Origin of the sequence: Streptomyces sp. NPDC013157 (genome assembly GCF_042899865.1) — a bacterium.
GTDB lineage: Bacteria > Actinomycetota > Actinomycetes > Streptomycetales > Streptomycetaceae > Streptomyces.
In genome coordinates this window covers 641,063-659,788 of the sequence record NZ_JBIBAK010000004.1, presented here as the reverse complement: position 1 = coordinate 659,788, position 18,726 = coordinate 641,063, and the positions used below count along the sequence as shown (strand labels likewise).

Sequence of the window (18,726 nt, the reverse complement as noted above, 5' to 3'; positions counted from 1 at the left end):
CGGGCGCGACATGATCGGACGGACAGGCCACGACAGCAGGGAGACCTCCGTGCCTCATTCCATCGACGAAGCCTTCACGGCGCTTCCGCTACGGGCCCTGGCCGACGCCGCGCTGGCACGCGCGCGTGCGCTGGGGGCCGAGCACGCGGACTTCCGGTTCGAACGGGTGCGCAGCGCGTCCTGGCGGCTCAGGGACGCCAAACCCGCCGGATCGTCGGACACCACCGACCTCGGGTACGCGGTCCGGGTCGTGCACGGCGGTACCTGGGGCTTCGCGTCCGGGGTGGACCTGACCCTGGACGCGGCCGCCAAGGTCGCCTCCCAGGCGGTGGCGATGGCGAAGCTCTCGGCGCAGGTCATCAAGGCGGCCGGCTCGGATGAGCGGGTGGAGCTGGCCGCCGAGCCGGTGCACGAGGAGCGGACGTGGGTCTCGTCGTACGAGATCGATCCGTTCGCCGTGCCGGACGAGGAGAAGGCCGCACTGCTCGCGGAGTGGAGCGCGCGGCTGCTGGCGGCGAACGGCGTCAACCACGTCGACGCCTCGCTGCTCACCGTCCACGAGAACAAGTTCTACGCGGACACGGCCGGGACCGTGACGACCCAGCAGCGGGTGCGGCTGCATCCGCAGCTGACGGCCGTGTCGGTCGACGAGTCCAGCGGCGAGTTCGACTCGATGCGGACCATCGCGCCGCCGGTCGGCCGCGGCTGGGAGTACCTGACCGGCACCGGCTGGGACTGGGACGCCGAGCTGGAGCAGATCCCGGAGCTGCTGGCCGAGAAGATGCGGGCGCCCAGCGTCGAGGCGGGTCTGTACGACCTGGTGGTCGATCCCTCCAACCTGTGGCTGACCATCCACGAGTCCATCGGCCACGCCACCGAGCTGGACCGCGCGCTCGGCTACGAGGCCGCCTACGCCGGCACCTCCTTCGCCACCTTCGACCAGCTCGGCAAGCTGAAGTACGGCTCCGACCTGATGAACGTCACCGGCGACCGCACCGCCGAGCACGGCCTGGCGACCATCGGGTACGACGACGAGGGCGTCGCGGCCCAGTCCTGGGACCTGGTCAAGGACGGCACGCTCGTCGGCTACCAGCTGGACCGCAGGATCGCGCGGCTGACCGGCTTCGACCGCTCCAACGGGTGCGCGTACGCCGACTCCCCCGGACACGTCCCCGTGCAGCGCATGGCCAACGTGTCCCTGCAGCCGGACCCGGCCGGGCTGGCGACGGAGGACCTGATCGGGGGGGTCGACCGCGGGATCTACGTGGTCGGCGACCGCTCCTGGTCGATCGACATGCAGCGCTACAACTTCCAGTTCACCGGACAGCGGTTCTTCAGGATCGAGAACGGCCGGATCACCGGGCAGCTGCGCGATGTCGCCTACCAGGCGACGACCACCGACTTCTGGGGCTCCATGGCAGCCGTCGGCGGCCCCCAGACGTACGTCCTCGGCGGCGCCTTCAACTGCGGCAAGGCCCAGCCGGGACAGGTCGCCGCGGTGTCGCACGGCTGCCCCTCGGCCCTCTTCAAGGGCGTCAACATCCTCAACACCACGCAGGAGGCCGGTCGATGAGCGCCCGTAGCAACAAGCCGCACGAGATCGTCGAGCGCGCTCTGGAACTGTCCCGGGCCGACGGCTGCGTGGTCATCGCCGACGAGCACTCCACCGCCAACCTCCGCTGGGCCGGCAACGCGCTCACCACCAACGGCGTCACGCGCGGCCGTTCGCTCACCGTCGTCGCCACCGTGGACGGCAAGGAGGGCACGGCCTCGGGTGTCGTCTCCCGGTCGGCCGTGACCGCCGACGACCTGGAGCCGCTGGTGCGGGCCGCCGAGGCCGCCGCGCGCGGTGCCGGGCCCGCCGAGGACGCCCAGCCGCTGGTCACCGGCGTGCCGGAGGCGCCGGACTTCACCGACGCACCCGCCGAGACCTCCTCCGCCGTGTTCGCCGACTTCGCCCCGGCGCTCGGCGAGGCCTTCGCACGCGCGCGTGCCGGTGGCCGCGAGCTGTACGGCTTCGCCAACCACGAGCTGGTGTCGACGTACGTGGGCACCTCGACCGGGCTGCGCCTCAGGCACGACCAGCCCACCGGCACGCTGGAGCTGAACGCCAAGTCTCCGGACCGTACGCGCTCCGCCTGGGCCGGACGCTCCACCCGGGACTTCAAGGACGTCGACCCCGGCGCGCTCGACGCCGAGCTCGCGGTGCGGCTCGGCTGGGCCGAGCGGCGCGTGGACCTCCCGGCCGGCCGGTACGAGACGCTGCTGCCGCCGACCGCCGTCGCCGACCTGCTGATCTACCAGCTGTGGTCGGCGTCCGGGCGGGACGCGGCCGAGGGCCGGACGGTGTTCTCCAAGCCGGGCGGCGGCACCCGCGTCGGCGAGAAGCTGACCGACCTGCCGCTGACCCTGCGCAGCGACCCGAACGAGCCGGGCCTGGAGTCCGCGCCCTTCGTCGTCGCGCACTCCTCCGGCGGCGACCAGTCGGTCTTCGACAACGGGCTGCCGGTCGGCGCCACCGAGTGGGTGTCGGGCGGCGAGCTGAAGCACCTGACGACCACCCGGCACACGGCCGGCCTGACCGGGCTTCCGGTCGCCCCGGCGGGCGGCAACCTGATCCTGGACGGCGGCCGGGACCGCTCGCTGGAGGACATGGTCGCCGCCACCGAGCGGGGGCTGCTGCTGACCTGCCTCTGGTACATCCGCGAGGTCGACCCGGCGACGCTGCTGCTCACCGGCCTGACCCGGGACGGCGTCTATCTGGTGGAGAACGGCCAGGTCACCGGGCAGGTGAACAACTTCCGGTTCAACGAGTCGCCGGTGGACCTGCTGGGGCGGGCGACCGAGGCCGGGCGGACGGAAAAGACGCTGCCGCGGGAATGGAGCGACTGGTTCACTAGGGCTGCGATGCCCGCGCTGCGGGTGCCCGACTTCAATATGAGCTCTGTCAGCCAGGGCGTATAACCTCGTACCTGATGACGAGACCACCCAAGGAGATTCGAGAACCGTGACGGACATCGTCGACGAGCTGAAGTGGCGGGGGCTGTTCGCCCTGTCCACTGACGAGGACGCTTTGCGCAAGGCGCTCGCGGACGGTCCCGTCACGTTCTATTGCGGTTTCGACCCGACCGCGCCGTCCCTGCACGTCGGGCACCTGGTGCAGGTGCTCACCGTGCGCCGGCTCCAGCAGGCCGGTCACCGGCCGCTGGCGCTGGTGGGCGGGGCGACGGGTCTGATCGGCGACCCGCGCCCGACGGCCGAGCGCACGCTCAACGACCCCGAGACGGTCGCCGGCTGGGTCGGCAGGCTGCGCGCCCAGATCGAGCCGTTCCTGTCCTTCGAGGGCGAGAACGCGGCCGTCATGGTCAACAACCTCGACTGGACCGAGGGCCTGTCCGCGATCGAGTTCCTGCGGGACATCGGCAAGCACTTCCGCGTCAACAAGATGCTGACCAAGGACTCCGTGGCCCGCCGCCTGGAGTCCGACCAGGGCATCAGCTACACGGAGTTCAGCTACCAGATCCTCCAGGGCATGGACTTCCTCCAGCTGTTCCGGCGGTACGGCTGCACGCTCCAGCAGGGCGGCAGCGACCAGTGGGGCAACCTCACGGCGGGGCTGGACCTGATCCACCGCCTGGAGCCGCACGCCAGTGTGCACGCGCTGGCGACGCCGCTGATGACCAAGGCGGACGGCACGAAGTTCGGCAAGACCGAGGGCGGAGCCATCTGGCTCGACGCCGAGATGACGACGCCGTACGCGTTCTACCAGTTCTGGCTGAACGTGGACGACCGGGACATCTCGTCGTACATGCGGATCCTGTCCTTCAGGTCCCGTACGGAGCTCGAGGAGCTGGAGAAGCAGACCGAGGAGCGACCGCAGGCGCGGGCCGCGCAGCGGGCGCTGGCCGAGGAGCTGACGACGCTCGTCCACGGGGCCGACCAGACGGCTGCCGTGATGGCCGCGTCCCGTGCCCTCTTCGGGCAGGGCGAGCTGGCGGAGCTGGACGACCGGACGCTGGCCGCGGCACTGTCCGAGGTGCCGCATGTCCGGGTCGCCGAGCTGGGTCCGGTGGTCGACCTGTTCGCCGAGGTCGGGCTGGTCGCCTCCAAGTCCGCTGCGCGGCGGACCGTGAAGGAGGGCGGGGCCTACGTGAACAACGTGAAGGTGACCGCCGAGGATGCAGTGCCGGATCGTGCGGAGCTGCTGCACGGGCGGTGGCTGGTGCTGCGGCGGGGGAAGAAGAACCTGGCGGCTGTGGAGGTCGTCGGTTCGTGAGCGCCGTAGGGGGTGCGGGGTGCGTTGTCGACCGCCGGTTCGCTGTGGCTGATCGCGCAGTTCCCCGCACCCCTGACGGGGCGCTTGAGTTCGCGGCGTTGTGACGTTCGGGGCGTCTCAGATGCGCTGCTTTCGCTTTCCCAGGGTCGCCATGTACGCCATGTCGCCCAGGAAGACGATGATGATGGCCGCCACCAGCTGGAACAGGTGACGGGTCCAGTCGATGCCCGGTGTCGCCGCCACGCCCGCCGCGCGGGCGACCGCGTTGCCGGCGATGGCGCCCAGGATGCCGAAGATGGTCGTCAGCCAGAGGGGGCTGTGCTGCTTGCCCGGGATGATCGCCTTCGCGATCAGGCCCAGCACGAAACCCACGATGATCGCCCACAACCAGCCCATGACTGCCTCCTCGTACGGCTCGACGTGAGCATTACGCCAAGTCTCGGCCCGTACGCCGTACGGCGCATGTCGGTACCGTCGTACGCGCTACGGCGCAGGGCGTTCACGCAGGCAGGGGGCGACCCGGTCTCGAAGGCGGCGCAGGCGCGGCGTACCGTGGGAAGGGTCCTGGCCCGGTTCCCCGAGCGGGTGCGGACCGTGTACGGGCCGGGGAGTGTCCGATGCGGGCGGATGGTGGAATGTGATGCGGAAACAGCGCGGCGACGGCAACGTCCAGGTGTTCCGGATCACCGGAGCCCGTACCGGCCTGGCGGAGGACGTACGCGGCCGGCAGCGGCGGTACGTCATCTCGATGGGCATCCGGACCATGTCGGTGATCCTCGCGGTGACGTTGTGGAACGTCGAACGGTATGTCGCCGTCGTGGCCCTGGTGCTGGGGGCGCTGCTCCCCTATGTCGCCGTCGTCGTCGCCAACGCCGGACGGGAGCGGCCGCAGTCGCTTCCGTCGACCTTCGGGGTCGCGCCGACCCGGCTGATGATCGCGCCGCCGCGGGCCGAGGAGACGCAGGCGGAATCCGTCCCGGAGGACGTGGTGGCGGATCCCGCGGCGGGCGCCGTGCGGGGCGAGCGGCCGGAGTCGGTCTGAGCGTCGGGGTCGCGGTGCGGACGGCCGAAGGCTCCACCCGAAGCTCAAGAAAAGCTCAGATCAATCGTGCTGTTCCAGTGCCGGGCCGTGGGTGACCCGTGACATACTGCGTACGCGCTCCGCATCCCCCGTCGGAGCGACGGACCGACGCCGGGCAGCTCCCCCCGTGGCTGCTCGGCGTCGCCATTTCAGGCGGGCGACCACATCTGAATAATCCGCCCGCCCACCCCCCTGATCATGTGCCAGGAGGATCCGTATGCTCGCCATCTGGCAAAATGTCAGGTTTGTCGCCGCTGTGACGGTGCTGGTCCCCCTGGCCTTCGTCTGTCTGACCTTGCTGGTGCTCGGGCTGGCCGTTCTGGTTCTGCCCCAGTCGCGTCACCAGAGCGCCTTTCGCGCAATGGGCATCCTTCGGCAGGTGGTCGAGGTGCTGGTGTCCGGACGTGGGACGACCGCACGACAGCACTGACCGGAGCCTCGGCTAAGGTCAGCGACGTGATCCCGAACGCCCCTGGTTCCGAAACCGGCTCCCCCGTCTGCTCCGCCAAAGGCTGCCGTGCCGACGCCGTGTGGGTGCTGGCGTGGAACAACCCGAAGATCCACACGCCGGAGCGGCGCAAGACCTGGCTCGCCTGTGAGGAGCACCGGGAGCATCTCTCGCAGTTCCTGGGGGTGCGGGGGTTCCTGAAGGACGTCGTGCTGTTGCGGGAGTGGGAATCGCCCGAGTCGCCCGAGCAGGACGGGTAGGCCTGGTTGGCCCGGTAGGCAGGGCTAGCCGCCGATCGCGGACATCGGCCGGTCCGGCTGCACGAACTGCGGGTCGTCCAGTCCTGCCCCCGCCTTCTTGCCCCACATCGCCAGCCGCCACCTGCGGGCGATCTCCTCGTCCGCCGCGCCCGAGCGGAGCGCACCGCGCAGGTCCGTCTCCTCCCGCGCGAACAGGCAGGTCCGCACCTGGCCGTCGGCCGTGAGGCGGGTGCGGTCGCAGGCCGCGCAGAACGGGCGGGTGACCGAGGCGATGACGCCGACGCGGTGCGGGCCGCCGTCGACCAGCCAGCGCTCCGCCGGGGCCGAGCCGCGGTCGCCCGCGCCCTCAGGGGTGAGGTCGAAGCGGGTGCGGAGCGAGGCGAGGATGTCGCCGGCCGTCACCATGCTGTCCCGCTTCCAGCCGTGCTGGGCGTCGAGGGGCATCTGCTCGATGAAGCGCAGTTCGTAGTCGTGGGCCACCGCCCAGGCGAGGAGGTCGGGGGCCTCGTCCTCGTTCAGTCCCGGCATCAGGACCGTGTTGACCTTGACCGGGGTGAGACCGGCGTCGTGGGCGGCCCGCAGGCCGTCCAGGACGTCCTGGTGGCGGTCGCGGCGGGTCAGGGTCTTGAAGACGTCCGGGCGGAGGGTGTCCAGGGAGACGTTGACCCGGTCCAGGCCGGCCGCCCTGAGGGCCGTCGCGGTGCGGCGCAGGCCGATGCCGTTGGTCGTCAGGGACATCCGGGGGCGGGGGGCCAGGGCCGCGACCCGCTCCACGATGCCGACCAGGCCGGGGCGCAGCAACGGCTCACCGCCGGTGAAGCGCACCTCCTCGACACCCAGCAGGCGGACGGCGATGTCGATCAGCCGGACGATCTCGTCGTCCGTGAGCAGGTCGGGCTTGGCCAGCCACTGCAGGCCCTCCTCGGGCATGCAGTACGTACAGCGCAGGTTGCACCGGTCGGTCAGCGAGACTCTCAGGTCGGTGGCCACCCGGCCATAGGTGTCGATGAGCACGCGGGCCCCCTCCCTCGTCGCGGATCAGATCTCTGCCGTCACATGCGAGCCTACGTGACGGCACCGACATCGTGAGAGGCCCGATACCACGAGGTACGACGCGGCCGCGTCGTAGGATCCTATGATCCCGTCGACGCGGCCAGTCGTACGAAGCTCAGTGCGCTCCGGTGCCGGTCAGGGACCGCACCTCCAGCTCCGCGTACTTGCCGGCGTCCGGGACCTCCTTCGAGAGCAGAGTGCCCACGACACCGAGGAGGAATCCGACCGGGATCGAGATGATGCCCGGGTTCTCCAGCGGGAACCAGTGGAAGTCGACGTCCGGGAACATCGACGTCTCCTTGCCGGACACCACCGGTGAGAACAGCACCAGGCCGACCGCGGTGACCAGGCCGCCATAGATCGACCAGAGGGCTCCGGCCGTGGTGAACCGCTTCCAGAAGAGGCTGTAGAGGATGGTCGGCAGGTTGGCGGAGGCGGCGACCGCGAAGGCGAGGGCCACCAGGCCGGCGACGTTCAGGTCACGGGCGAGGGCGCCGAGGAGGATGGAGACGGCACCGATGCCGACGGTGGCGTACCGGGCCGCGTTGATCTCCTGCTTCTCGGTGGCCTGGCCCTTCTTGATGACGTTGGCGTAGATGTCGTGCGCGAAGGACGACGAGGACGCCAGGGTGAGGCCCGCGACCACCGCGAGGATCGTCGCGAAGGCCACCGCCGAGATCGTGGCCAGCAGGATCGCGCCCCAGTTGGAGTCGACGCCGCCCAGGTGGAGGGCGAGGAGGGGCGCCGCGGTGTTGCCGGACTTGTTGGACGCGATGATCTCGTCGGGTTTGATCAGCGCGGCCGCGCCGAAGCCGAGGGCGAGGGTCATCAGGTAGAAGGCGCCGATCAGGCCGATCGCCCAGAGGACCGACTTCCGGGCCGCCTTGGCGGTGGGCACGGTGTAGAAGCGGATCAGGATGTGCGGCAGGCCGGCGGTGCCGAGGACCAGGGCGATGCCGAGGGAGAGGAAGTCCAGTTTGCTGGTGCCGGTGGCGCCGTACTTCAGGCCGGGCTCCAGGAAGGCGGACCCCTTGCCGCTGTTGTCGGCGGCCTTGCCGAGCAGGTCGGAGACGTTGAAGTGGAACTTGGCCAGCACCATGAAGGTCAGCAGCAGGGCGCCCGCGATGAGCAGCACGGCCTTGACCATCTGGACCCAGGTGGTGCCCTTCATGCCGCCGATGGTGACGTAGACGATCATCAGGACGCCGACCAGGGCGACGATGCCGATCTTGCCGCCGTCGCTCGTGATGCCGAGGAGGAGGGAGACGAGGACGCCCGCACCCGCCATCTGGGCCAGCAGGTAGAAGATCGAGACGACGATCGTGGAGGTGCCGGCGGCGGTGCGGACCGGACGCTGGCGCATGCGGTAGGCCAGCACGTCGCCCATGGTGTAGCGGCCGGAGTTGCGCAGCGGCTCGGCGACCAGGAGGAGGGCGACGAGCCAGGCGACCAGGAATCCGATGGAGTACAGGAAACCGTCGTAGCCGAACAGGGCGATGGCGCCGGCGATGCCGAGGAAGGACGCGGCGGACATGTAGTCGCCGGAGACGGCGAGGCCGTTCTGGAAGCCGGTGAACTGGCGGCCGCCCGCGTAGAAGTCGGCGGCGTCCTTGGTCTGGCGGCCGGCCCAGACGGTGATGACGAGGGTCGCGGCGACGAACACCGCGAACAGGGTGATGATCAGCGTCCGGTGCTCGCTCGCCTCGCCGGCCGCCAGTGTGATCGCGGGGCTCATGCGCCGCCCTCCATCCGGGACTTGATGGCCTCGGCCTTGGGGTCGAGCCTGGCGGCGGCGTGCCGGGCGTACCACCAGGCGATGAGGAACGTGGTGAGGAACTGGGCGAGGCCGAGGACCAGGGCCACGTTGACGTTGCCGACGACCTTGGTGCCCATGAAGTCGTCCGCGTAGCTGGAGAGCACGACGTACAGCAGGTACCAGGCGATGAAGGCGATGGTCAGGGGGAAGGCGAAGGAGCGGTGGGAGTGCCGCAGTTCGGCGAACTCCGGACTCTGCTGCACCTCGGCGAACTCCTCGCCGGAGGGGTGCCGGGTCTGTGTGTTCGAGGGCGGTGGTGTCTCGGTGGCCACGGAGTCTCCTCGCGATACGGACATGCGGATTCTGACCTCACAGACATGTGGACCACGCACGTGAAGTAGTGGGGCGACTCCGGTGCGTGATTCCGACGGGGGGCCTCGATCCTGCTGTGGCTCCCTCCCCGAGGTCACGGCGCCACGCGTGGACAGGTTCAACTCGCCGGGGTTCTTTCGGAAGTCGTCGGCGCAAGTCACCTCCGGTCATTGCTGGCCGGTGAGTGCGGGAGATAGCTTCGGCCCTGCACCACCCGTCATGTACCTGCCCAAGCGCCCACTCGCGTCTTGGGCGGGCCCGTTTTTCGGCTGATCTCCTTCGGTCGATGTTCCGGATGATGTGGAGACCCCATGGCTCATCTGCGTTCCAGACGCGGACTGGCGCTCGCCGTCCCGGTGGTCCTGTCACTGACAGCCTCGCTCGGCCTCCTGCCGTCGGCGGCTTCCGCGGTCCCGCTGCCCGCCCGGGCGACGCAGTCGGCGGACGGGCCGGACCTGGCCTATGTCGTCAACACCAGGACGGATCACCGCACCATCGAGTCGGTGCAGCGGGCGATCACCCGCAACGGCGGCACGATCGTCGCGACGTACGACACGATCGGCGTGATCGTCGTGCACTCGGCGAACCCGGACTTCGGCACGGCGCTGCGGGCGGTGCGCGGGGTGCAGTCGGCGGGCGCCACCCGGACGGCTCCGCTGAGCGCGGCGGGGACCACGGACGAGGGCGCGGTGCAGGTCCTGTCGAAGGCGGAGGCCGCGAGGGTCGAGCAGAGGTCGACGGCCGGCCAGGAACCCCTTGAAGCGGACCAGTGGGATCTGCGGACGATCGCCGCCGACAAGGCCGCCGCGATCGAGCCGGGGAGCCGCTCGGTGACCGTCGGCATCATCGACACGGGTGTCGACGACACCCACCCGGACATCGCCCCGAACTTCTCCGCCTCGCAGTCCGCCAACTGCGTGAGCGGCAAGGCGGACACGACGTACGGGGCCTGGCGGCCGGTGGACGCCGACCACTACCACGGCACCCACGTCGCCGGTGAGATAGCCGCGGCCCGCAACGGGATCGGCGTGGCCGGCGTGGCACCGGGCGTGAAGGTCGCGAGCATCACGGTGGCCCAGCCCGACGCGACGCAGCTGTTCTACCCGGAGAGCGTGGTCTGCGCCTTCGTCTTCGCCGCCGACCACGGCATCGAGATCACCAACAACAGCTACTACGTGGATCCGTGGCTGTACAACTGCATGGACGACCCTGATCAACGCGCCATCGTTGACGCGGTCAACAGGGCTCAGCTGTACGCGCAGCGCAAGGGCACGCTCAACGTGGCCTCGGCGGGCAACTCGAACGACGACCTCGACTCGCACGCCCTCACGGACACCTCCAGCCCGGACGACTCGACGGCCACCACCCGGACGGTCGACCCGCACGAGTGCTTCGACGTGCCGACCCAGCTGCCCGGTGTGGTCACCGTGAGCGCGGTCGGCGTCAACGACACGAAGTCCTACTACTCCAGCTACGGCCAGGGCGTCGTCGACGTGGCGGGTCCGGGCGGCGACAAGTACCAGATCCCGGACACGCCGTCGAAGAACGGCCGCATCCTGTCCACCCTGCCGAACGACCAGTACGGCTTCCTCCAGGGCACCTCGATGGCGTCCCCGCACGTGGCCGCGGTGGCCGCGCTGCTGAAGTCGACGCATCCGCGCGCCACTCCGGCCCGGCTGCTGGCCCTTCTGAAGGCCGAGGCGGACAACCCGGGCTGCCCGGCCGGCCCGTACGACGGTGACGGCGACGGCGTCGTCGACGCCACCTGCGTGGGCGGCAAGCACGTCAACGGCTTCTACGGCTCCGGTGTCGTCAACGCGCTCCGCGCGGTCAAGTAGTCACCGCAGAGCAGGACTTCCCGCACGGCATGCCCGTTCCGCGAACGAACTGGAGACCTCAGATGACCGCGCCCCAGTCACGCCACCGTCGCGTCCTCGCCCTCCCGCTCGGCATGGCCATGGCCACGGCCCTCGCCTTCCTGCCCAACGTCTCGGCGTCCGCGGCCGAGACCGGCGTCGCCACGGCAGCCGCCGCGTCGACGGCCGCCGCCAGTGACCCGACGTCCCTCAGTTATGTCGTCAACGTCCGTCCCGGACAGCGCACTTCCGAACGCGTCCAGAAGGCGATCGAGCAGGCCGGCGGTTCGGTGGTGATCGCGTACGACGAGATCGGCGTGATCGTCGTCCACTCCGCGAACCCGGACTTCGCCGTGATCATCCGCAAGGTGCCCGGCGTGGACTCGGCCGGGAACACCCGCAACGCGCCGCTGCCCGCCCAGTCGACCACCGACGTGGGCACGCCGGAGGTGCTCAGCTCCGAGCAGGTCGCGGAGGCGGACGCCCAGGCGACCGACGGGCAGGACCCGCTGGAGCCGCTGCAGTGGGACCTGCCCGCCATCAAGGCGGACAAGGCGCACGAGAAGACGCTGGGCAGCTCGAAGGTCACGGTCGCCGTCATCGACACGGGCGTCGACGACACCCACCCGGACATCGCCCCCAACTTCTCCGCCGCGCAGTCCACCAACTGCGTCTCGGGCAAGCCGGACACGACCTACGGGGCCTGGCGGCCCACCGCGGCGGAGAGCCCGCACGGCACGCACGTGGCGGGCGAGATCGCGGGCGCCAAGAACGGGATCGGCATCACCGGTGTGGCGCCGGGCGTCAAGGTGGCGGGAATCAAGGTCGCCACCACCGCCGGGTACTTCTACACGGAGGCCGTGGTCTGCGGCTTCGTGTGGGCGGCCGAACACCACATCGACGTGACCAACAACAGCTATTACACCGACCCCTGGTACTTCAACTGCACCGACGACCCGAACCAGAAGGCGCTCGTCGACGCCATCACCCGGGCCTCGCAGTTCGCGGAGCGCAAGGGCACGGTCAACGTCGCGGCGGCCGGCAACGAGAGCTACGACCTGGCCTCCCACTCGATCACCGACCCGGTCTCGCCGAACGACGGCACGCCCGTCGACCGGGTGATCGACCCGCACAACTGCTTCGACATTCCGACCCAGCTGCCGGGTGTGGTCACGGTCGCGGCGACCGGCGCGAAGGGCCTCAAGTCGTCGTTCTCCAACTACGGCCTCGGAGTCATCGACATCGCCGCGCCGGGCGGCGACTCGACGGCCTACCAGGCGCCGGCGCCCCCTGCCACCAGCGGCCTGATCCTGGGCCCGCTGCCGGGCGGCAAATGGGGCTACATGGCCGGTACGTCGATGGCGACCCCGCACGTCGTCGGCGTCGCCGCATTGATCAAGTCAACCCATCCGCATGCCTCCGCCGCCCTGGTGAAGGCCCTGCTGTACGCCGAGGCGACCGCCACGCCGTGCACCGACCCGTACGACATCAACGGCGACGGCAAGGTCGACGCGGTGTGCGAGGGCACCAGGAACCACAACGGCTTCTACGGCTGGGGCACCGCCGACGCGCTGGCGGCCGTGACCAGGTAGCCGGGTCAACCCCGAGCATATATATTGATCCGGTCAATAATGCATAGTGCAGTCATGACTGGAATCAACTACGCGTGGTCCGCGCTGGGCGGCGATCCGTCGCTGCCCTCGCGGGTCACGACCGTGACGCGCACGGGCTCGCTCCCGGCGCACCTTCCGGTGCGGCAGCTCGCCCGCGCCTGCGTCGGCGTGTGCGCGCTGGCCGCCGCCGAGCTCGGGGCCCGGCGGACCGGTGCCGCGGAGGTACCCGGGGTCCGGGTGGACGACGGGGCCGTGGCGACGGCGTTCACCAGCGAGCGCCACCTGCTGGTCGACGGGCGGGCACCCGTGCAGTTCGCCCCGCTGTCCAGGTTCTGGCGTGCGGCGGACGGGTGGGTGCGTACGCACGCCAACTACCCCCACCACAGGACCCGGTTGCTGGGCGCGCTCGGCCTGCCGCAGAGCGCCTCCCCGGAGCAGGCCGCGGCCAGGATTTCCGAGCTGCCCGCGCTGGACGTGGAGGACGCGGTCTACGGTGCCGGCGGACTCGCCGTGGCGCTGCGCTCGCCCGGTCAGTGGGCCGGGCACGAGCAGGCGGTCGCGGTGGCCGCGCGGCCCCTGGTCGAGCGCGACCGCGTGGACACGGGTCACGCGCGCGTGCTCCCGCCGCTCGACGCCGGAACCGCTCCCCTGCTGCCCGCCGCCGGCCTGCGCGTCCTGGACCTGACCCGGGTCCTCGCCGGCCCGGTCGCCACCCGCACCCTCGGGCTGCTGGGCGCCGACGTCCTGCGCCTGGACGCGCCGTGGCTGCCCGAACTCCCCGACCAGCACGCCGACACGGGCTTCGGGAAGCGCTCGGCGAAGCTCGGCCTGACGACGGACCGGGCGGCCTTCGAGGAGCTGCTGGCCTCCGCGGACGTCGTGGTCACCGGCTACCGGCCGGGCGCCCTGGACCGGTTCGGGCTCTCCCCCGAGGCGCTGGCCGAGCGGCGGCCCGGGCTGGTCGTGGCCCAGGTGTCGGCGTGGGGCGCGTACGGGCCGTGGGGCGGGCGGCGGGGCTTCGACAGCCTGGTCCAGGTCGCCACCGGCATCGCGGAGACCGAGGGCGCACCGGACCGGCCGGGCGCGCTGCCGGCGCAGGCGCTGGACCACGGCACCGGCTATCTGCTGGCGGCCGGCGTGCTGCGGGCGCTGACCGAGCAGTCGTCCGACGGGGGCAGCAGGTTCGTACGGCTGGCTCTGGCACGGACCGCGCGGTGGCTCACGGAGGAGCTGGAGCCGGGCCCCGGGGCCGGCGAGCCGTACGACGGCCCGGACGCCTGGCTCGCCGAGACGGACAGCGCGCTGGGGCGGCTGCGATACGCGCGTCCGCCGTTGTCCTTCGCGGGCGGCCCGGCCGACTGGGCGCGGCCGCCGGTGCCGTGGGGGTCGGATGCTCCGCGTTGGGCGTAGCCGCCGGGATCGACGGCAGGGCGGCCACGGCTCGTCGGGCGTGCGCGCACATCGGGGTGGCCGGAAACGTACGAATGGGTGGTATGCCGTTCCGTCAGCTGTTTTCCTGTACTTGCCCGCTTCTGTCATGGCTGGTGGAGCTCAGGGGGGCCGTTGACACGACCGACCGCCGAGGTGGCCGCGAGCGGCCCCGCGAGACGCCCGGGGACTTGGCGGGCCGTCGCCGTCCTGGTGCTGGCGGCGGTGGCCGCGCTGGTACCGCTGGTCGGGCCGTCCGTCGCGCTGCGGGGCACCGGGGAGGCCGCGGCGCCCGGAGTGGGCGGTATCGCCCTGCTGCGCGGGGTGCTGTTCGCCGCGTTGTGCGTGCCGGCGGGTGAGCTGTTCGTGGACCGGCTGGGCCGCCGGCTGCCGGACCCGCCGCCCGAACGGCCGCCGAGCTGGACGGTGTTCGCGGCCGGTGCCGGTTTCGTCGCCGCGCTGGGGCTCGCGTCGGTCGTGTCGACGGGCAACCTGGTGCCGCGCTCCCTCGCCGACATCGACGTGGGCGGCCTGTACCGGTCGCGCGACGGCAGGCTGGCCCTGATCGAGGTCAACGCCTTTCTGCTGGCCGGTCTGTGCGCCCGCTCGCGCCGCCCGGCGACCCAGGTGTGGCCGCTGGCGGCGGTGGCCGTCGCCGAGGCGCTGCGCGCCCATCCGGCGCCCGAGCACGACCCGTTGCCCGGCTCCGGGCTGACCCTGGTGCACCTTGCGTGCGCGACGCTGTGGGTGGGCGGTCTGCTGCACGCGCTGCGCATGCTGCGCCGGTGGCGCGGCCGGGAGGCCCGGGCGGCGCTGCTCGGGCTCTACGCGCGTGTGGCGGCCGTACTGCTCGCGGCCATCACCGCGACGGGAGTGTGGAGTTCGCTGCGGCGGATGCCCCCGGACACGGTCCTGGACCAGCTGACGACGACGGCGTACGGGCGCACCCTGCTGGCCAAGGTGATCCTCGTCGCCGCCGTCGCCGTGCTCGCGCTGTGGGCGCGGTTCCGGCTGCGCCGGGCGGCCGACCCGCTGACCGCGTACGTTCCCGCGCGGGCCGAGGTGGCCGTGCTGGGGGTGGTGGTCGCGGTGTCGGGGCTGCTGACGGCTCTGCCGCTGCCGATCAGGTGGACGTGACCCGGTCAGCCGTTGGTGACGAGCACCTTCAGGGCGGTGCGCTCGTCCATCGCCTTGTAGCCGTCCGGCACGCCCTCGATGCCGACGGTGAGGTCGAAGACCGGCGACGGGTCGATCGTGCCGTCGAGGACGTCGGGCAGCAGGTCGGGGATGTAGGCGCGGACCGGGGCGACACCGCCGCGCAGGGCGATGTTCCGGTCGAACATGACGCCGAGGTCCAGGCCGGTGCCGCTGCCGTGCGGGACGCCGACGAAGCCGATCGCGCCGCCGTCACGGCTGATGTCGACGGCCGTACGCATCGACTGCTCGGTGCCCACGGCCTCGACGACGGCGTGCGCGCCCTGGCCCCGGGTGAGTTCGCGTACGGCGTCCACGGCCGCGTCCCCGCGTTCGGCGACGACGTCGGTGGCGCCGAAGCGGCGCGCGATGTCGGTGCGCACCTCGTGCCGCCCCAGCGCGATGATCCGCTCGGCGCCCAGCCGCTTGGCGGCCAGCACGGCGCACAGGCCGACCGCGCCGTCCCCGACGACGGCGACCGTGGCACCGGGCCGGGCGCCCGCGCCGAGGGCCGCGTGGTGGCCGGTGCCGAGCACGTCGGAGAGGGTCAGCAGGGCGGACAGCAGGCGGTCGTCGGAGGCGGCGTCCTTGGGCAGCTGGACCAGGGTGCCGTCGGCGAACGGGACCCGCACGGCCTCGCCCTGGCCGCCGTCGTACCCCACGGAGCCCCAGAAGCCGCCGTGCTCGCAGGACGTGGTCAGGCCCTCACGGCAGTAGTCGCAGACGCCGTCGGACCACATGAAGGGGGCGACCACGAGGTCGCCGCGCCGCACGGTGCCCACCTCGGACCCGGTCTCCTCGACCACGCCGAGGAACTCGTGGCCGATGCGCTGCCCCGGCTGCCGGGCCGACTCACCGCGGTACGCCCAGAGGTCGCTGCCGCAGATGCAGGCGCGCAGCACCCGCACGACGGCGTCGGTGGGCAGCTGCACCACGGGCTCGGGCACGTCCTCCACGCGCATGTCGAACGGGGCGTGGATGGTGGTGGCGCGCATGGCGAGGGTCCTTCTCGTGCTGTGGCGTGGATGCGCTCAGGGGGTGGTCGAGCGCACTTCACGGTACGCCGTGGCCGGTGCGGGGCGCGCGTCGAGGGTGCCGCGGACCAGCAGGAACTGTGCCGCCGCGTAGGTGAGCATGATCCAGAAGTCGGGTCGCGGCAGCTGCGGCCAGTCGGCGACGCCGGTCGCGATCAGCGTGTCGGAGAGCATGAAGAGCGCGCCGCCGAGCCCGGCGAGCGGGCCGAGCCGGGTGGCGGCGGTGTACGCCATGGCGGTGAGCAGGGTGCTGTAGCCGGCCACGGGGACGCGCAGGCCGCTCGGCAGGTCCGGCCAGAGCAGGGCCTCCAGGGCCACGAGGGCGGCCGAGTAGGCGAAGGCGAGGAGACGGGCACGCGCGTGTGGCGGGCCCTGGCGGCGGAAGAGGACGAGATAGCAGACGTGCCCGGCCGCGAAGGAGGCCATGCCCGCCATGAAGGCGGGATCGGCGTCGGAGAGGAGCAGGACGTCGCCGCCCCAGCCGCACAGCAGGGCGGCGACGAGGAGCCGTGGGGCACCCGCGCGGGCGGCGGACGCGGCGAGCAGGGGCATCAGGAGCACCTTGGCGACGGCGTGCCCGGTGTGGAGGCCGACGGCCAGGAAGGCGAGGTCGAGAAGGACGGCGAGGGCGAAGGCGGCGAGCAGCGCCCGGGACGCTCTCACGCGGCCACGGACTCCTCTGCCTGCTCCACGGCGGGCGCCGGCGCCCAGCCCGGCCCCCGGAACACCCGCCCGGCCCGCTCCCGCCAGCTGCCCGCGGCCCGGATGTCCTTGGCGATGGCGACGTACTCGTGGGTGGCCACCTTGACCGGGTTGAACGTGTTGATGTTCTTGGTCAACCCGTACACGGGCCGTTCGGTCTCCGGCACCCAGGACCCGAACAGCCGGTCCCAGATGATCAGGATCCCGCCGAAGTTGCGGTCCAGGTAGCCGCCCTGGGAGGCGTGGTGCACGCGGTGGTGGGAGGGCGTGTTGAAGACGAACTCGAACCACCGGGGCATCTTGTCGATGCGTTCGGTGTGGATCCAGAACTGGTAGACGAGGTTGGCCGAGGAGCAGAAGGCGAGCGCGGCGGGGTGCACCCCCGCGGCCACCAGCGGGACGTAGAACGGCCAGACGGTCAGCGAGGTCCAGGGCTGGCGCAGCGCGGTGGAGAGGTTGAACTTCTTGCTGGAGTGGTGGACGACGTGGCAGGCCCACAGGATGCGGATCACGTGGTGACCGCGGTGGGACCAGTAGTAGAAGAAGTCCTGCGCGAGCAGCATCAGCGGGACCGTCCACCACAGGACGGGCACGCGCAGCGGGGTCAGTGCGTATACCGCCGTGTAGATCATGACGATCGGGATCTTCCACACGAAGTCGAAGACGAGCGACCCCAGCCCCATGCCGATGCTCGTGGCCGCGTCCTTGGCCTGGTACCCGGCGGCATCGTCGTCGGGATGGACGCGGTAGCTGATCACCTCGATCACGGTGAGCAGCACGAAGGCGGGTATCGACCACAGCACGACATCGGGCAGGTTCGGCATGTGGGCACCGTAGAACCGCCCGCCGACCGCGGCTAGACGTTGTTACCCACAAGTATTAACGGCGGTATGCGCTTGCTTGTTGGCGATCTCCGCCAATGAGCTAGACCCCGGCCGCCCCCAGCAGACTCCCCGCCGCGTACGTGACCCCCATGGCCAGCGCGCCGCCCAGGACGTTGCGCAGCACCGCCGGACGCACCGCGGCCGCTCCCAGGCGGGCGCTGGCCCAGCCGGTCAGGACCAGCGCCGCCAGCACCGAGCCCACCGTCACCGGGAGCCGCCAGCCGGACGGCGGCAGGACGATCGCGAGCAGCGGGAGCAGCGCCCCCACGGTGAACGCCAGGAAGCTGGCGAGGGCCGCGTTCCAGGGGCTGGTCAGCTGGTCGGGGTCGATGCCCAGTTCCACGCTCGCGTGGGCCTTCAGGGCGTCGCGTTCCGTCAGCTGGACCGCCGCCTCGCCGGCCACCTCCCGGGACAGGCCGCGGCGCTCCAGCAGTTCGGTCAGTTCCTCCAGTTCCGCCTCGGGCTGCTCCTTCAGCTCACGCTTCTCCTGTGCCAGTGCGGCGAGTTCGGAGTCGCGCTGGGTGGACACCGAGACGTACTCCCCCGCCGCCATCGACATGGATCCGGCGAGCAGGCCCGCCAGACCCGCCGTCAGCAGGGCGTTGCGGTCGGCCGTGGCGCCCGCGACGCCGACGACGATGCCCGCCGTCGACACGATGCCGTCGTTCGCGCCCAGGACGGCCGCCCGCAGCCAGTTCAGCCGGGAGCCGAGGGCTCCGCCGTGGGCCTCGTTGTCGTGCGTGGGTTCGGTCACAGCAGGGAGGATCGC

The 18,726-nt window shown here is 71.4% G+C and carries 18 protein-coding genes; 10 read left to right on the top strand and 8 right to left on the bottom strand.

Going from position 1 to position 18,726, the window contains the following annotated elements:
* Positions 1–49: 49 nt before the first annotated feature.
* From ACFY6U_RS16300 to tyrS, 3 genes are read left to right on the top strand one after another with little or no spacing between them, the layout of a single operon-like run.
* Positions 50–1,573, top strand: coding sequence for a TldD/PmbA family protein (locus tag ACFY6U_RS16300; RefSeq protein ID WP_390038594.1), 1,524 nt, complete (start codon positions 50–52; stop codon positions 1,571–1,573).
* The gene (locus ACFY6U_RS16295) at positions 1,570–2,964 is read left to right on the top strand and encodes a metallopeptidase TldD-related protein (protein WP_390038592.1); all 1,395 of its coding nucleotides are present in this window, start codon (positions 1,570–1,572) and stop codon (positions 2,962–2,964) included. The genes ACFY6U_RS16300 and ACFY6U_RS16295 overlap by 4 nt, the downstream gene beginning before the upstream one ends.
* A gap of 43 nt (positions 2,965–3,007) precedes the next feature.
* Positions 3,008–4,276, top strand: coding sequence for a tyrosine--tRNA ligase (gene tyrS, locus ACFY6U_RS16290; RefSeq protein ID WP_390038591.1), 1,269 nt, complete (start codon positions 3,008–3,010; stop codon positions 4,274–4,276).
* 117 nt (positions 4,277–4,393) lie between these two features.
* Here tyrS and ACFY6U_RS16285 read toward each other — a convergent pair whose 3' ends face one another.
* Positions 4,394–4,672 (bottom strand): GlsB/YeaQ/YmgE family stress response membrane protein, encoded by a 279-nt coding sequence (locus ACFY6U_RS16285; RefSeq protein ID WP_390038589.1) that lies wholly within the window; start codon positions 4,670–4,672, stop codon positions 4,394–4,396.
* A gap of 244 nt (positions 4,673–4,916) precedes the next feature.
* Here ACFY6U_RS16285 and ACFY6U_RS16280 point away from each other — a divergent pair, with 244 nt between their 5' ends.
* The 3 genes from ACFY6U_RS16280 (at position 4,917) to ACFY6U_RS16270 (ending at position 6,065) form a co-directional block, all read left to right on the top strand.
* A complete protein-coding gene (locus ACFY6U_RS16280; protein ID WP_390038587.1) occupies positions 4,917–5,318 on the top strand; it encodes a DUF3099 domain-containing protein in 402 nt (133 codons plus the stop codon).
* A 256-nt stretch (positions 5,319–5,574) separates the two neighbouring features.
* Positions 5,575–5,787 carry a hypothetical protein gene (locus ACFY6U_RS16275; RefSeq protein WP_294008432.1) on the top strand — a complete coding sequence of 71 codons (213 nt, stop codon included), beginning with the start codon at positions 5,575–5,577 and terminating at the stop codon, positions 5,785–5,787.
* Between the two features lie 26 nt (positions 5,788–5,813).
* Entirely contained in the window at positions 5,814–6,065 is a 252-nt protein-coding gene (locus tag ACFY6U_RS16270; RefSeq protein ID WP_390038585.1) for a hypothetical protein, read from the top strand.
* Positions 6,066–6,089: 24 nt separating this feature from the next.
* On the opposite strand, the gene moaA is transcribed toward ACFY6U_RS16270, so the two are convergent.
* The 3 genes from moaA to ACFY6U_RS16255 form a co-directional block, all read right to left on the bottom strand.
* Complete coding sequence (moaA, locus tag ACFY6U_RS16265; protein WP_390038583.1) at positions 6,090–7,079, bottom strand: GTP 3',8-cyclase MoaA; 990 nt, start codon at positions 7,077–7,079, stop codon at positions 6,090–6,092.
* Positions 7,080–7,233: 154 nt separating this feature from the next.
* Positions 7,234–8,853, bottom strand: coding sequence for a cation acetate symporter (locus ACFY6U_RS16260; RefSeq protein ID WP_390038581.1), 1,620 nt, complete (start codon positions 8,851–8,853; stop codon positions 7,234–7,236).
* Entirely contained in the window at positions 8,850–9,206 is a 357-nt protein-coding gene (locus ACFY6U_RS16255; protein ID WP_390038579.1) for a DUF485 domain-containing protein, read from the bottom strand. Before ACFY6U_RS16255 ends, ACFY6U_RS16260 begins: the two co-directional genes overlap by 4 nt.
* 351 nt (positions 9,207–9,557) lie before the next feature.
* Here ACFY6U_RS16255 and ACFY6U_RS16250 point away from each other — a divergent pair, with 351 nt between their 5' ends.
* The 4 genes from ACFY6U_RS16250 to ACFY6U_RS16235 all read left to right on the top strand — a co-directional run bounded on the left by ACFY6U_RS16250 (position 9,558) and on the right by ACFY6U_RS16235 (position 15,280).
* Positions 9,558–11,084 (top strand): S8 family serine peptidase, encoded by a 1,527-nt coding sequence (locus ACFY6U_RS16250; protein ID WP_390038577.1) that lies wholly within the window; start codon positions 9,558–9,560, stop codon positions 11,082–11,084.
* A 62-nt stretch (positions 11,085–11,146) separates the two neighbouring features.
* Positions 11,147–12,694 (top strand): S8 family serine peptidase, encoded by a 1,548-nt coding sequence (locus ACFY6U_RS16245; protein ID WP_390038575.1) that lies wholly within the window; start codon positions 11,147–11,149, stop codon positions 12,692–12,694.
* Between the two features lie 54 nt (positions 12,695–12,748).
* Complete coding sequence (locus tag ACFY6U_RS16240; RefSeq protein ID WP_390038573.1) at positions 12,749–14,125, top strand: CoA transferase; 1,377 nt, start codon at positions 12,749–12,751, stop codon at positions 14,123–14,125.
* Positions 14,126–14,278: 153 nt separating this feature from the next.
* A complete protein-coding gene (locus ACFY6U_RS16235) occupies positions 14,279–15,280 on the top strand; it encodes a CopD family protein (RefSeq protein WP_390038571.1) in 1,002 nt (333 codons plus the stop codon).
* A 5-nt stretch (positions 15,281–15,285) separates the two neighbouring features.
* Here ACFY6U_RS16235 and ACFY6U_RS16230 read toward each other — a convergent pair whose 3' ends face one another.
* From ACFY6U_RS16230 to ACFY6U_RS16215, 4 genes are all read right to left on the bottom strand, one after another.
* A complete protein-coding gene (locus ACFY6U_RS16230) occupies positions 15,286–16,332 on the bottom strand; it encodes a zinc-dependent alcohol dehydrogenase family protein (protein ID WP_390038569.1) in 1,047 nt (348 codons plus the stop codon).
* A gap of 36 nt (positions 16,333–16,368) precedes the next feature.
* Positions 16,369–17,034 carry a lysoplasmalogenase gene (locus ACFY6U_RS16225; protein WP_390038567.1) on the bottom strand — a complete coding sequence of 222 codons (666 nt, stop codon included), beginning with the start codon at positions 17,032–17,034 and terminating at the stop codon, positions 16,369–16,371.
* The gene (locus tag ACFY6U_RS16220) at positions 17,031–17,897 is read right to left on the bottom strand and encodes a sterol desaturase family protein (RefSeq protein WP_390038565.1); all 867 of its coding nucleotides are present in this window, start codon (positions 17,895–17,897) and stop codon (positions 17,031–17,033) included. Before ACFY6U_RS16220 ends, ACFY6U_RS16225 begins: the two co-directional genes overlap by 4 nt.
* Before the next feature lie 100 nt (positions 17,898–17,997).
* Positions 17,998–18,711: a VIT family protein gene (locus ACFY6U_RS16215; protein ID WP_390038563.1), complete on the bottom strand. Its 714-nt coding sequence runs from the start codon at positions 18,709–18,711 to the stop codon at positions 17,998–18,000.
* Positions 18,712–18,726 lie beyond the last annotated feature (15 nt).